9 protein-coding genes and 2 pseudogenes are annotated in these 14,330 nt (G+C 60.1%); 2 read left to right on the forward strand and 9 right to left on the reverse strand.

Annotation, left to right across the window (positions count from 1 at the left end):
- Window positions 1-10: 10 nt before the first annotated feature.
- From ACVJ5M_RS19475 to ACVJ5M_RS19510, 8 genes and pseudogenes are all read right to left on the reverse strand, one after another.
- Window positions 11-721, reverse strand: a pseudogene (locus ACVJ5M_RS19475) (SDR family NAD(P)-dependent oxidoreductase).
- A gap of 345 nt (window positions 722-1,066) precedes the next feature.
- A complete protein-coding gene (locus tag ACVJ5M_RS19480; protein WP_354100474.1) occupies window positions 1,067-1,612 on the reverse strand; it encodes a DUF427 domain-containing protein in 546 nt (181 codons plus the stop codon).
- The gene (locus tag ACVJ5M_RS19485; protein ID WP_354099199.1) at window positions 1,536-2,132 is read right to left on the reverse strand and encodes a DUF427 domain-containing protein; all 597 of its coding nucleotides are present in this window, start codon (window positions 2,130-2,132) and stop codon (window positions 1,536-1,538) included. The genes ACVJ5M_RS19480 and ACVJ5M_RS19485 overlap by 77 nt, the downstream gene beginning before the upstream one ends.
- 157 nt (window positions 2,133-2,289) lie before the next feature.
- Entirely contained in the window at window positions 2,290-7,449 is a 5,160-nt protein-coding gene (locus ACVJ5M_RS19490) for a trifunctional serine/threonine-protein kinase/ATP-binding protein/sensor histidine kinase (RefSeq protein ID WP_354099200.1), read from the reverse strand.
- Window positions 7,450-7,943: 494 nt separating this feature from the next.
- On the reverse strand, window positions 7,944-8,093 hold the full coding sequence (locus ACVJ5M_RS19495; RefSeq protein WP_354099201.1) for a hypothetical protein: 150 nt from the start codon (window positions 8,091-8,093) through the stop codon (window positions 7,944-7,946).
- Between the two features lie 626 nt (window positions 8,094-8,719).
- A pseudogene (locus ACVJ5M_RS19500) lies at window positions 8,720-8,884 on the reverse strand (DNA polymerase IV); the annotation flags it as partial.
- 15 nt (window positions 8,885-8,899) lie between these two features.
- Entirely contained in the window at window positions 8,900-9,106 is a 207-nt protein-coding gene (locus ACVJ5M_RS19505; protein WP_354099206.1) for a hypothetical protein, read from the reverse strand.
- Window positions 9,107-10,052: 946 nt separating this feature from the next.
- Window positions 10,053-10,760, reverse strand: coding sequence for a Crp/Fnr family transcriptional regulator (locus ACVJ5M_RS19510; protein WP_354099202.1), 708 nt, complete (start codon window positions 10,758-10,760; stop codon window positions 10,053-10,055).
- 326 nt (window positions 10,761-11,086) lie between these two features.
- Here ACVJ5M_RS19510 and ACVJ5M_RS19515 point away from each other — a divergent pair, with 326 nt between their 5' ends.
- Window positions 11,087-11,470 carry a response regulator gene (locus ACVJ5M_RS19515; RefSeq protein WP_354099203.1) on the forward strand — a complete coding sequence of 128 codons (384 nt, stop codon included), beginning with the start codon at window positions 11,087-11,089 and terminating at the stop codon, window positions 11,468-11,470.
- Between the two features lie 373 nt (window positions 11,471-11,843).
- Complete coding sequence (locus ACVJ5M_RS19520) at window positions 11,844-12,506, forward strand: response regulator transcription factor (protein WP_354099204.1); 663 nt, start codon at window positions 11,844-11,846, stop codon at window positions 12,504-12,506.
- A 279-nt stretch (window positions 12,507-12,785) separates the two neighbouring features.
- Here ACVJ5M_RS19520 and tnpC read toward each other — a convergent pair whose 3' ends face one another.
- A complete protein-coding gene (gene tnpC / locus ACVJ5M_RS19525) occupies window positions 12,786-14,315 on the reverse strand; it encodes an IS66 family transposase (RefSeq protein WP_283018506.1) in 1,530 nt (509 codons plus the stop codon).
- Window positions 14,316-14,330: the final 15 nt, after the last annotated feature.

Consider the following 14,330-nt stretch of genomic DNA (forward strand, 5'->3'; position numbering starts at 1 on the left):
AGTCTCTGAATTAGTGACCTGCGATCTGGCCACCATCAACGCGAATGGTTTCGCCAGTGACGAAGCTGGCGTCTTCCAAGTAGAGGATCGCCTGCGCAATATCCTCGGGTTCACCCATCCGCTTGAGAGGATGCAGCGATGCCAGAGCTTCGTGCGTCTCTGGGGAGCGAAGAGGCGTCTTGATCATGCCGGGAGCCACCGCATTTACCCGAATGCCGCGGGAAGCGTATTCGATTGCGAGACCGCGCGTTGCGGCGGCGAGGCCGCCCTTGGTGATCGACGCCAGAACGGCAGAAACGTTTGAGTTGGCGTATTCGACAAGGGTGGTGGTAATCTGGACGACGTGACCACTTTTTTTGCGAGCATCGCCTTGATGGCATGCTGGGTAATGAAGAAGAAGCCGTTCAGGTTGGTTGCGAGCACGTCCTTGTAATTCTGTTCGGTATATTCTTCGAACGGCCCGGGGATGAAGATGCCGGCATTGTTGATCAACCTGTCGACACGACCGAACCGCTCCAAAGCAGATTCGATGACGCGCCTTCCGGTTTTCCGGATCGGCGACGTCACCACGAATTGCAAGGAGGTCAGGATCGCAAGATGGTGCAATCGATCGAGAAGTTGCGACAACGCGATAGTTGCGGCTGCGATATCCTTTGACGATTGCTTCGCCAAGGCCTCGCGAAGCGCCCGTAACTACAACAACCTTCTGGTCCGTGTTCATAGTACGCCTCGTCTGGGTGTGCTGTAGCTCAGCTACAAATATTTAGACGGCGTGCCCCAACGCGAGATCATGGCGGTTGCGCAGTAGCAATTCCTCGGAAAGTGAGAAATCTCCCGGACAGATCCAACTCGCGTCGAGTCTCGCCGAATGCAGTGCCTGTTGCAGGGTGCCCACTGAAAAGACTGCGCACAACCTAGCGGTTATGATGCAATAATGCAGACGGAAGTATGGGTTTCTCGAACCGGCCGCAGGACATCCGAAGAGCGCGGCTTTCCCAATACGGTCTCGGGGAATGGAGACGGCTTCGCCGAAATCGATGATTTCGTGCGCGTGTCGCGAGCGTAATCATAAAGCTCTAGAGGAAACAGAGCGCCGGGACGTTGGCGAACGACCTGTACCTGGAGCATGGCGGAGTATCGATGCCGCTCGCCGCCGGACGCCTCTAGTCTGGATCAGCGACCAGCCTCCTTGATCGCCTTTTTGCTTGAGCGAGAAGTCGCCAGCGAGCTTGAATGCTCGCTGGCGGCTTACCACAGTCAGCAGCGTTGGCTCGGGGATCACCTCGGCGATGTCAAGATTGCGATCGGGGCCGCGTGGAACCACCAATTGGCCGGGTTCGAGACGCAGCTGCGTGCCATCGAGATGGACCGACACGATGTCCGGCTCGAACGATACAAAATTGGAGATGCGGCGGACTTCGGGATAGGCGTCGGGATACGACCATGCCGCCTGGCGCGCATCTCCGATGGAGTAATAGCTGCAGAGGGCCTTGTAAGGGCAGAAGGTCTGGAGCTTGACCGGAGTGAGGGCAGACTCATCGATGTCGGCACGTGGAACATACCAACGCGGTGCAAAGCCGGACTCGTAACGGACCTGCCGGCCGCTTTGTATCGGCGATGACCCGGCCCTGGTGGTTGACCACGAGGTTACGAGAGGTCTGGCGGATGTCGATGCGGTGATAGGGATCGGCGGCATGGCCCACGACGCGTTCGTCTTCCTCGTAGAAGGCATCCATGGCCCGCCAGGCAAAGGCGATCAGACCCTGCAAATCGCCCGCATGGGCGGGCAGGTCGGTGTGCCGCCATGCTCCTCGCGCCGCGATGTGTTGCTCGTCGACCCGAACGCTGTACCAGGACGTCGGCCCAAGATCGGCGTGTTGAGTGATGTGCTCGGTGCGTTCCAGCACATGTGGGGAAACATCGGCCTCCGGGAAATAGGCGACTGGATAACGGCCCGGTTCGAAAAGCAGGAGCGCTCGTTCGCTCTCGGCGATCCAGCTTCCCCCAAAGCGCACGCGGAGGCGGCGGCGTAATGGTTCGACGTACAGGAGACGCTTGGGCAGCGGCTCGGGGACGAGAAAGCGGCCGATTGCTCCCGTTGAAAGCGGGCCTTGTTGCCAGGACAGTCCCAACTGATCTCTCCCTGCAGCACGCCGTCGATGGCGGATCTGTTCCGGCCCGTGCTTGGCTTCGCCGGCGCGATCCGATGGTCATATTTCGCCCGCGGCCCGGCCTTGGTTACAGGTCATCCCACCAATTTTGCGGTGTGATGACGCCAGCCGAGATGATTCAACCAACCGTAAAGCCGTCATCGATCGGAACAGTGAACTGGAAGACGGCGCCGCGCGGTTCGTTTGCAGTCGCCCAGAGCCTGCCGCCATGCGCCACGATGATCGAGCGGCATATCGACAGTCCGACACCCAGGCCGCCCGACTTGGTCGTGTAGAAGGGTTCGAACAGCCGCGCGAGGCCCTCCGCAGACAAGCCCGGTCCCGAATCGGTGATCGATACGCGTATGCTTTCGGCATCTGCTCTCGCGGTCTGGATCAACAGCTCGCGCTTGCCCTCCGTTGTCTCGCTCATCGCCTCGATGGCGTTCAGGATCAGGTTCAGCGTGACCTGCTGCAGCTCGACGCGATCCCCGATGACCTTGGGCAGACGATCGGCGAATACCGTCCGGATCGCGACATCGTTCCGTGCCGCCTCAGCCTGCGTGAGTTCGATGACTTGGCCGATGACGTTGTTGATCGCCAGGGAATCCCGTTTGGGCGGTGATTTCTTGACGAGATCCCGGATTCGCTCAATGACCTCGCTAGAGCGGATGCCGTTCTCGATGGCGCGTGTCAGCGCCCTGCGCGTCTGCTCCAGCGCCGGCGGTTGGTGATCGAGCCAGCTCAAGGCCGCTTGCGCGCTGGCGATGACGGCGGTGTTCGGCTGATTGACCTCGTGGGCGATCGACGCTGTCAGCTGTCCCATCACCGCCACGCGGTTGGCGTGGGCCAGCTCCATCTGAGCCTCGCGGTAACGCTGCTCGCGCTCCTGAAGCTCCCGGTACAGACGAGCGTTGTCGAGCGACGTCGCGGCCTCGGACGCGATAAATTTGAGAAGGGCGACCTTTGCGGGCGTAAATACACCCTTCGCAAGATTGTTCTCGAGATACAGCAGAGCGACCAGGCTGCCTTGCTTCGTGAGCGGAATGATCAGAACCGACCGTGCGCTCTCGAGCTGAAGGTACGGGTCCCCTCTGAAGGTTCCACTTTCCGCGGCATCGTCGAGAATAACGCTCCCTTGCGTGCGAGCCGCGTACAGGACGAGCGACTCCGGGATTTCCGTCTGGGAGATCGGGCGATCGCACAGATCGACATTGATCGAAGCTCCCCGGGTCGTCGCCTCCGCTCGAATTCGCAGCGCTGCGTTCCGCTGCAAAATCAGCAATCCTCGTTCCGCACCGGCGTGCTCGATGGTCGTGCGCATCAGAATGTTGATCAGCTTATCGAGGACGATCTCTCCGGACACGGCCTCTGAGACCTTCAGCGCCGCCACAAGGTCCAGATGTTCTATCGGTGCACCGATCGTGTCAGTTGCAATGGCCACGGGTGCGTTCTCCGCAAGGTGCGGATACATCTCATCGATCTGGCGTACCTTGCCCTCTGCTCCCCACTGGGAATAGGCGTCGCGCGCATTCCGACGATATATGTCGGCGAACGCGCCATAATCGCGAGCCGCATAGAAGTTCGCAGCCAGTTCGTAGGCGAGACCCTCATCGGCAATGAGTCCGTTTGCGCGGGCCGAGCGAACTGCGTGTTCGTAAAGGCGCATTGCATTGGAGTCGCGGCCCTCCAGCCGGGCGATCTCGGCACCGACCAGCGCCGCGCAATGCGCGAAATTGTCCGGGCAATTCTCCGCCCAGGCCTGGAGTTGCCGATGATGCCCGACAATCGTGTCGATGTGCCCCTGCTGGGCGGCGATCGCTTCCGGCAGTGCAGCCAGAGAAAGCGCACTATAGAAGTGATACGAAGCTGCCTCCGCCGGAGTGAGCGGCGTCCATCGCCGCCGTTGCAGCTTCGACAGGATGCCGACCGCCGTTGCGTAGTCGCCGGCAAGAAAGCGCGCCCGGAGCTTTAGGATCCAGTAAATGCACTCAGCGCGCCACAAATTCGGATTGGCGGCGAAGTGCTGTTCGATCCGAAGCTCGTCGAACTGCTCGTCGTCGAAGGAGCCGAATGTTGGGGTCAACCCGCGGAGCGTCCGGAACAGCCCGCGTTGCGCGGCGATGATGTCCTCGATGAACCCGAACCTCATCTTCCGGACGAAGGCGAGGCCAGTCTCGGCCTCGCTCAGAATCTCGACGAGTGGATCGCCTCCCTGGAAAAGATTGCCGTTCAGATTGCTGCAGCTGTAGGCCGCATAGGTAAGATCGCCGCTCCTGTGCGCGCTTTCGAAAGCGCGGCGAAGGAGATCGCGCGCGATCCTGAAGTGTCTGGTCCACGGCACGACGTGTGCGCCGAAAATCAGATAGGTCGCAGCCTGGAAGCGGCTTATTCCGCGCTGCTCGACCAATTCATAACCGAGCTCTCCGAAGCGAAAGCCGGATCTGTAGTCGCCGAATTGCAGGCCGGCCACCATTCCGAGCTGTACATAAGCAACGCACGACCCGTCGCTGTGGCCCCACTCGAGCCCAAGATTGACGGCCCTGCAGATCGTGAGGGAAAGCAGGTTCATATCCGTGAAGAGGGCGGGCGGCAGCAGCTTTGTCAGAACATCCATCGTCGCTAGGGAGGCAGGGTCGCTCATCAAGGGCAGCTTGACGAGGTCTTCGATGCTGCGCTCCCCAATGCCCGTCCAGATCAGATCGTACTCCCGACGCGCCTCCGCATCAGTCGGATTGGGAGACCAGTGCACGCCTAGCTGCCGCAGGTACCCCAGGCCGACGTCGACGGCGCGGCTGGATTGACCGAGCGTTGTATAGACATCCATGCGCAGGCATGCGACGGCGGCCTGTTCGAGCGGGTTGGTCGCGCGCGTCGCCAGTGCAGTCAGGCGATCGTCGGCGACAGCCGGTTCGCCGGTCAGGAACTCGCATGCGGCCCGATTGATTTCCAATGCGAAGGCAAGCTCGTGCCGCCGCACCCAGCAATCGGCGGTCAGGAGCTCGCTTCCGGTGGAGAGATAGGCAAGTGCCGAGCTATAGGCCGAGGATGCCTTGGCGCGCTGGCCGGCAATCAAGTTGAGCTCGGCGAGTTGCTCGCGCTCGTCCGGCGAGCCGACGAGGGACAGGCCGCGGTTGAGCTGATTGACGATATCGAAGATCGCCAACTCGCGCTGCTCCGGCGGTGTGCCTGCCACCAGGAGCCGACCGAGTCGCAAGTGCGACGCAGGCCTCTCGGATTCGGGAATAAGTGCGTAGGCGGCTTCCTGGACCCGGTCGTGCACGAACCTGCAGTGCCGGTCCTGACGCTCGACCAGCTCAAGACGCACCGCGTCGACGAGATCCAGATCGACCTGCTGTTCCGATGTGCCGAGCATCAATGACAGCGTTGCGATCTCGGCGCCGCTGCCGAGGCATGCAAGCGTCTGCAAAGCCGTCCGCGTTTCTTCCGGCAGGCGGCTCAGCTTGCGGACCATCAAGTCAACGACGTTTTCGGTATAGCTTTTGGCATGGATGCGCTCAAGGTCCCACCGCCAGTGGCCTGCCTCATGATCGAAGGCCAGCAAGCTTTCCTCCGAGAGTGCGTGCAGGAACTGGATCAGGAAGAACGGATTGCCGTCGGTCTTCTCATGTATCAGCTGCGCCAATGGCGCGGCGCGGGCCGGCTCGGAGCGAAGCGCATCCACGATGAAATGCTCGACGTCGGCGCGAATGAGGGGTGCCAGGCTGAGCGTCCGGACGCGCGCGCCCGAATCGTGAATTGCGGCGAGCTTGCGCCTCAGCGGATGGTTGGCATCGATCTCATTGCTGCGATAAGCGCCGATCAGCAGGAGATGTTGCAAGTCTGATCGGGTCAGCAACTCTTCGAGCAGATCGAGCGTCGCAGCATCCAGCCACTGCAGATCGTCGAGGAACAGCACAAGCGGCCGGTCCGGTTGCGCGAAGACGCCGATGAAGCGCTGCAGGACCAGTTGAAATCGTCGCAGGGCGTCTTGCGGTGAAGCATCCGGGACCGGCGGCTGATCGCCGATGATCAGTTTCAATTCGGGAACCAGATCGACCATGAGCTGGCCGTTGGGCGTCAATGCTCCGCAGATCGCGTCGCGCCACGATGCGAGTTCGGCGTCATTCTTGGCGAGGAGGCGACGGACGATGTTTTGAAAGGCCTGTGTCAGCGTCGCATAAGGGATGTCGCGCTTGTACTGATCGAACTTGCCCGAGGCCAAAAGGCCACCGCGCGAGACCAGGGCTCTATGCAATTCGTGGACTACGGCCGACTTACCGATACCCGCATAGCCCGAGATCAAGACGAGCTCGGGCGTGCCGCTCCGGGTGACGCGATCGAACGAGGTGAGCAACGCCTCGATCTCGTGCTCCCTGCCGTAGAGCCGTTCGGGAATCAGCAGGCGGTCCGGTATATCGGCTTGGGCCAGAACGAAATCATCGATCCGCCCCTGCGCTTCCCATTCGGCGAGTGACCGTTCGAGGTCGCTCTTGAGGCCGGCTGCGGTCTGGTAGCGGTCGTCGGCAGTCTTGGCGAGAAGCTTCATGATGATCGCCGACACGGCGCGAGGCACGCCATCGATCCGTTCGGCAGGCGGAACGGCACGTCTCGCGATGTGGCTGTGCACCCATTCCATCGGATTGGCCGCGGTAAACGGCAGTACGCCCGTCAGCATCCGGTAGAACGTCACGCCAAGTGCGTACAGATCGCTGCGGGAATCGACGGACCGGTTCATGCGGCCGGTCTGCTCGGGCGCCATGTAGGCCAGCGTGCCCGCCATGGTCTCCGGTGGTTCGAGCTGCTGTCGCTCGCGCGGCAGGCGAGATGCAAGGCCAAATCCGGTGATCCTGACCTCGTCTGCCCCGCTCACCAGAAGATTGGCCGGCTTCAAATCCTTGTGGACCAGGCCCTGCCGATGCAGCTGGTCGACGGCGGTGGTGATGCCGAGAGCCAATCGCAAGAAATGGTCCAGCTTCATCGGCGCGCCGAGCAACTGCTCGAGCGGCTCGCTGCCGGGATCTTCCAATATCAGCAGGGTTCGACCACCGTCGCGGATCAGCTCCAGCGGCCGTACGGCCCAGGTCCCATCGAGCTCGTCGCGCAAGGCGTATTCATGGGCGAGCCGGTCGAGGACCGCGGCCGGCGGATGTTCTGTAGCGGCCTTTACGATCAAGACATTGTTGACGTTGCCATCGGCGCCACGGCGCCATTCACGGCAAAAGACGCGCTCCCCGTCGTCCCACAGGAGTTCGAGACCGCCATCTCCGTGCGTGGGGATCGGCGAGGACACATTCATCTGCCGGACTCCGGAACTGACCGGCCGCCCCGTGGAGAAAGCGCGCCAACCGTCCAATCGCCCCGTCATCACCCTAATCCCCGAAAAGGTCCCCCACAACGGCACTCATCAGAACGAACCTGCCCGCTTCACGCTGCTCCTCTGGCCTCCATTATTCGAAGATCTCGCCACAAAGGTTACAGGCAGATTTGCATTTGATCGCGAACTCTGGCTGTCGGGAACTCTCCCGTGAGCTGCAGATTCCTTGGGCTGGCGGGCCTTTTTGGCTCGCGCTGTAACCAAGCCGCGCCCGTCCACGAATGGCTTGCCCAGACCGCCCCCGATCCCGCCTACGGCATCGCATGCGCAGACCGATCAAGCTGGGAATGATCCTGTTTCTGCTGACCATCGGAACCGTCATGGTCGGGTCCATCCTTGTCCTATTCGAGGTCGTGAGGTCCCTAGAGAGGCGACGCCTTAAAAGGTAATCCGTCTCGCTCATGGCGCCGCCAACGTCAAACGCCGAACGAACGCGTGATCTGTTTCGCCATGACGATAACCGCGTCAGTATACTTGCCATTTGATACTTGATGATCGCACAGCGTCAGAAAAAGCAGCGCGAAAGCAACAATCATGCAACCTTTGAGCATAACGGTCTCTCCCATGAAGAGACTGCCAACCGAGCAGGTCCAGACAATAGTTAGCGAAACGGGTGTCGCCGCCGCGACGATTGCAATGGTCTCAACGTGGGCGACGATCCATTAAAATTCCATAAAGCAGAGCTAGAAAGACAATCGCCCCTGATCTTCGGACCAATCAATAATCTCGAAGAACATGCCTCGCCGAAGCATTTCCGTCTCTAGATTGGCGGCATGCTCCTGCCAATCAGATGTTTCGTGAACTTGGAAGCGAGGTTTCTCTCCGGCAGCCCTCTGAGCATCGTCCGACGCGAGAGCGCCACGAACACTCTCATACATCATGGTGATACTGTCGTTCGTGAAAGCTCGATAGTCCATCGGTCCAATCAACAGAAAGACCGTCGCCGAGTTGGGATCAGCGACGGCTCCTGTGTGAGTTCGTTGATAACGACTATGCGCTAGACAGGATAAATGATGGACGTTGGGGGTTAATGGGCCGTTTCCTGCCAATCTATGGCAGGCAAATTGTCGGAGAGCGGGCCCCGGTGCACGCTCGCTGCCCCGCCCTGTGCTGAGGCCTAAGCTCCGCGCCAGACGTGCAACACGCCTTCGCGAAAGCCGCCGACGAACTGCTCAGATACGTCCGATGGCGAAAAGTACGTGCCGTCCCTGCCGAAGTTGGCTTGCATGAACTCCAACATCTGAGTTCGCATGTCGGGCCCAGTGTAGAGACTAAGCGAGTTCATCTTCGCGCTGGTCGCCGGCCCGATGCCGAGAAATTTGCCGACGGGCAGCGCCTCGGCGGCCGCCGGTCCCACGGCCGCTTGAACGACTTAAGCCAAGCTGCTGTCCGGCCCTTTGAAAGGATCGTGGCGCGCTTCTTTTGTGAACGAGACGACTAATAGTTCGAGCTTCGATTGCTCTTCCTTCAAACGCCTTTCGACAAACTGGCGCTCGAACTCTGTCAGGCTAGTCCGCAATAAGTGTCGATAGCGTCGAATGTTGTTGCGGTGTGCACGCGCCAACTGGTCGTCAATCATCATCGTCTTCCTTTGACGGCTACTATCACATTCCTTTTTGCTTCACGGGTGAGGTGACCCCGAGGCAACATTCCAAAGACGTTGCTGGCGCGGAGTATCTTCGCTCTCAACGCCGGCATTCCCATCGGCCGGGTCTTTAAATCCTGGCCCTTTAATTCTGGAAATCCCGGCCCTTTAATTCTGGCGAACTTAGATGACAGAAACAAGAAAAGTTTGAGGGGACGATCTGCGAAGGCGAATTGCACGTTTGGATTGTGGGTAGCCGACCTCCGCTCGAACGTCCCATCATGTTCCTAAGTTGATCGACTGACCACGCATGCTCAGATAGGGCGGCGGCGATCCGAGTGTCCTAAGAGAATTTGGAAGTGTCTTGTCTGATTTGTGTGCGGTCCCGGACAGACAGGGAACGGGAACAGGAGTTTAGTTTTATTGGGGCGTAAGAGTGAGGGCCGTACGATGGTGCGACGGCGGGTCAAGCACACGACCACTTTTGAGGAGCGACTAGCGGAAGAGGCCCGGCGATTTACGGAAGCGGCCGAAGAGCAACCTCCTGGCAGTACGGCCCGCGAGTTGCTTTTGCGCCGAGCGCGACAAGCCGAAACGGCCTCACACATGCACTAATGGCTACCGTCGCCGGGATTTGCAGCCGCCGAAGTGATAATTTTATCATCCTAGGGTCTGTTAAAGTTTTTCGCTGGGGGCGATGCGAGACTACAGCGCATATGTCATGGGACCCGATGGTCACATAAAGGACCGCATCGAGTTTTGGTCTAAAGACGATGAAGCAGCCAAAAAGCATGCCGAGCAGTACGTGGACGACCACGACATAGAGGTATGGCACCAAGATAGAAAGATCGCAGAAATTAAAAGCAGGCAGTAAGTCCGTCTCTGAGGAGGCGGGCAAGTTTTGTCGCCGGGCAGAGATCAGAGTCGCAGCAAGGCTGGCCTAGATTAGAATAGCCGACTGGTCCACCAGTGTTTGATAGCACTCACAGGACATTCTCTCTAAAGCGGATCGATCCAGAATCGTAATTTGCCCGCGCGTGTAGCTAATGGCCCCCGTAGCCTGTATCTTGCTCGCAACTTCTGTGACCGAGGTACGGCGAACTCCAAGCATCTCGGCAAGAAATTCGTGGGTCAGCATCACGGTATTGCTTTCGGCGCGATCTGCAGATTGCAACAACCAGCGGCAGAACCTCGCCTCGACGGCATGTAGGGCATTACAGGCCGCGGTGATCCGCGCCTGAGACAGAAGCACTTCATTATACTGGATACACATATTTCGGACCGCCTCGCTTTGAGCCGCGGCTTTTCTGAATTGTGAAGCAGGAAGTTTGCTCACCATCATCGGGAGCTGAACGACAACCCGAACGAGGGATTTATAGAGCCCCAATCCAGCCATCGCGCCGACAACCCCCTCACGTCCTACCGTCGCCGTCTCGATCGCTTTGCCGTCTCGCAGCACGGCAAGGAGCGAGAGCATTCCGCTTTGGGGGAAGTAGACCTGATCGAACTCATCACCCGGCTCAGCCAAGACTTCGGCCTGCTGCAACGAAACGGTGGTCAGATTGGGCGCCAGCAAATCGAATTGGTGGCGCGGCAGAGCAGCAAGCAACTTATTGTCCAACGGACGCCCTAAATTTTTGATGTGCACTGCGATATCCTGCCCGATCGGTCGGGCCGTTTCTCGCAGGGGGGAAGGTGGACGCCGCTCCGAAGGCGGTCCTCGCGGGAAGAATTCTATATAGTGACGAACTATACGGATTGTCCGTCCGGTACCGTGCTTTGCGCCAAATCTTGCGTTTGCAGTCGACGTGCAACGATCTGATTGTCCCGCAATGCCTATCGCTTAGATGGGGGCAAGGGGCCGGATATTGAATCGAAGAATAATTGTCCGGTCCCGGACATATATCTTCGCTGAGCCAGGAACGTTTGCTCCTGCGGCCATTTGTTTAGATGTCTTGGATAAAGGACGGGCCCATGAGTTCTGCACACGCAGCGAGGCGGCCGGTGGTCCTTATCGTCGAGGACGATCTGCTGATCCGGTTACATGCGGCTCAAATCATTGAAGATGCCGGGTTCGATGTGATCGAAGCATCGAACGCGGATGAAGCTATTTCGATTCTTGAAGCCAGATCGGACATCACCATTCTGTTCACGGACATTCAAATGCCGGGCAGCATGGATGGCCTAAAACTGGCGGCTGCGGTCAGAGGGCGCTGGCCCCCGATCAAGATCGTCGCGACTTCGGGGATCGTCGACGTACGAGCAGACGACTTGCCTGAGGGCGGGCGCTTTCTTCCTAAGCCCTACGATCCCACTCAATTGATGGCGACACTTCGGGAGTTAACGGTCGGTCCGTAGGTTTCGCCGAGTGTTCTTGCTTCGCGGCTCCGTCGATGAGAGAAAGCAGGCCGAAGCCGGTATGGTCTAGAGTTGGCCCTTAGCCGAAGGTCGCTTGAACCCGTGTCATGTTGGCTTTCAGAGGCAAAGCCGAAGGCAGTCCAACATCGCCTCGCCATCGCGGGAAATCAATCGCGCTAGTCCACAAGAGCTGCATCGAGCAACGAAAAGGGGCAGCTTGGCTGACCTCAGCAGCGACACTGTCCCTCCGGCCCCTGTTCGCCCATTGTGTCGGGTATCGGACAGAGCTAGTTTAATCTCATCATCGACCCGCCTAGGCATCCATCGGTGACTGAGAGTGCTTCATGCTCCCGCCTGAACTGTCTGGCGCGACATGAACCAACAGGATCCTAATTCTGATCCGGAGCCCCGTTCCGCCCAGCATCTGCGGTCTGCGCTCGTGCATATATTCGATGATGATGCCTCCTTCCTGACAGCGACAGAACGCCGTTTAAGGTGCGCCGGTTATGCGATTGCGACCTACAATTCTTCTCAGCATCTGCTGGATTACTTGCCGCGCGAAAGTGCCCCAGGTTGCCTTCTCCTCAGCGCGCAAATGCCCGGATTGGGTGGCCTGGTACTTCAGTCTCGATTGAGCGAACTCGGCGCGACCCTGCCAATCGTCTTCGTTGCTGATTATCCCGACATACCGGCAACGGTGGCGGCGATAAAGGCGGGTGCGCTTGACTTTCTGATCAAGCCCATAACATCGAAGCAACTTCTTGAGGTCGTTGAGCGGGCGATTGCGCAGCATGACGCAGCGCGCGACTTAAAGATCAAGTCGGACGTAGCTCATGCTCGTCTCGCGGCATTGACGCCGCGCCAACGACAGGTGTTCGACCTGATCGTTAGCGGCAACACCAGCAAGCGTGCCTCCTGCGCGCTAGGTTGCACCGAACGTACTATTAAGGCTCATCGCCACATGGTCATGAAGAAAATGCAGGTCCAATCCGTCGCGCACCTAGTATCCTTTGCCGAGCGATCATTGAGCCGCTGAGGAAATCAGCGGCCGGTTATGGGGCACTTAACTGACGTATGGGGTTTTGTAGTACGGTTGGTATTCTATGCAGGAAAGCGGCGCTCGGTTCGAGCCGGCTGGGTCATCTCCGAGGGCTCGGACATTGGCCGCATCAGTTGGAAATCGTGTCCTAGATTGCACTTTTACGTCGGCTCTCCGCCATCTTTGCCGGTGTAGGATACCTGATCACCGCCCCACCCTCGGCTGTTATCGGTGACTGAGAGTGTTGCGCTCCCGCCTGATCGGTAAGCGATGTTCTCAGGCCACGCGCCAGCGTTCTTGGGTAGCGAGATAGGCCCAGGGTAGCAGTTCGTCGATCTGGCTGTTCGGGTGGTCGTTGACGATGCGGGTGATGACGTCGGCGAGATAGGCGTGGGGTTCGACGCCGATGAGCTTGCAGGTTTCGATCAGTGAGGCGATGACGGCCCAGTGTTCGCCGCCGCCGTCCGAGCCAGCGAACAGGGCGTTCTTGCGGTTGAGCGCGATTGGGCGGATAGCGCGCTCGACGACGTTGGAATCGATCTCGACGCGGCCGTCGGCAATGAAGCGCGTCAGCCCGTCCCAACGCGACAGCGCATATCGGACGGCCTCCGCGAGTTTGGTCTTCTGGCTAATCAGACCAAGCTTGGCGCGCAGCCAGGGTTCGAACTCGTCGGCGATCGGCCGGCTCTTCTCTTGGCGGACGGCGCGACGCTCGTCGGCGGTGCGGCCGCGGATCTCGGCTTCGATGACGTAGAGCCCGGCGATACGTTCGAGTGCCTCGCTGGCGATCGGTGCGGGACCGGCCGCGGCGAGTTCGTAGAAGCGCCGGCGCACATGGGACCAGCAGAACGCCAGTTCTACGTCACCGCGCTCGGCCAGGACCCGATAGCCGGCATAGCCGTCGACCTGGAGGATGCCGGCAAAACCCGCGAGGTGGACGATCGGCCGTTCGGCCTTGCGATCGGGAGCGTAGACATAGGCGACGGCGGGCGGGTCCGTGCCGCCCCAGGGCCGGTCGTCGCGGGCATAGGCCCAGAGCTGGCCGGTCTTGGTGCGGCCGCGTCCGGGATCGAGCACCGGGGCGGTGGTCTCGTCGGCAAATAGTTTTGGCGACTGCTTCAGCCTCGCGAGCAGTCGCTCATGCACCGGCCGCAACAGGAAGGCTGCCCGCCCGACCCAATCGGCCAGGGTCGAGCGATCCAGCTCGAGGCCCTGGCGGGCGTAAATTTGAGCCTGCCGATACAGCGGCAGATGGTCGGCATATTTGGCGACGAGTACCTGCGCCACGGTGGCTTCGGTCGGTAGCCCGCCCTCGATCAGCCGCGCTGGCGCCGGTGCCTGTACCATGGTCTCGCAGGCCCGGCAGGCATACTTCGGCCGCCTTACGACTAGGACCCGGAACTGGGCCGGGACGATATCCAGTCGTTCGCTCACATCCTCGCCGATCCGGTGCAGCGCCTGCTGACAGCACGGGCAGGCGTGATCGTCGAGGTCGACCAGCATCTCGACCCGCGGCAGATGCGCCGGCAACGCTCCTCTGTTCCTGCGGCGCCGTGCGGCTCGGCTCGATCGCTCGGCAGCATTGGCTGCATCGGTCGCCGCATCACTGCTCGCCTCGACCTGCTCGACCTCCTCCAGGCCGAGCAGCAACTGGTCCTCCGGCAGCGTCTCGGCCCGGCGGCCGAAGCGATGACGCTGCAACTCCTTGATGATCTGCTCGAGCCGCGCGGCGCGCGCCCGTTCGGCCAGCAGCATCGCCTTGAGCGTGCCGGGATCGTCCGGAAGCGTGTCGGCCGTCGTCGCCATGATGCGATTACACCA

Source organism: Bradyrhizobium sp. S3.7.6, from assembly GCF_054061875.1.

Bases quoted from the DNA above. Each gene is read 5' to 3' on its own strand.
- tnpC (WP_283018506.1), bottom strand. From the start codon at position 14,315: ATGGCGACGACGGCCGACACGCTTCCGGACGATCCCGGCACGCTCAAG.
- ACVJ5M_RS19495 (WP_354099201.1), bottom strand. From the start codon at position 8,093: ATGGGAGAGACCGTTATGCTCAAAGGTTGCATGATTGTTGCTTTCGCG.
- ACVJ5M_RS19520 (WP_354099204.1), top strand. From the start codon at position 11,844: ATGAACCAACAGGATCCTAATTCTGATCCGGAGCCCCGTTCCGCCCAG.
- ACVJ5M_RS19505 (WP_354099206.1), bottom strand. From the start codon at position 9,106: ATGATTGACGACCAGTTGGCGCGTGCACACCGCAACAACATTCGACGC.
- ACVJ5M_RS19490 (WP_354099200.1), bottom strand. From the start codon at position 7,449: ATGAATGTGTCCTCGCCGATCCCCACGCACGGAGATGGCGGTCTCGAA.
- ACVJ5M_RS19515 (WP_354099203.1), top strand. From the start codon at position 11,087: ATGAGTTCTGCACACGCAGCGAGGCGGCCGGTGGTCCTTATCGTCGAG.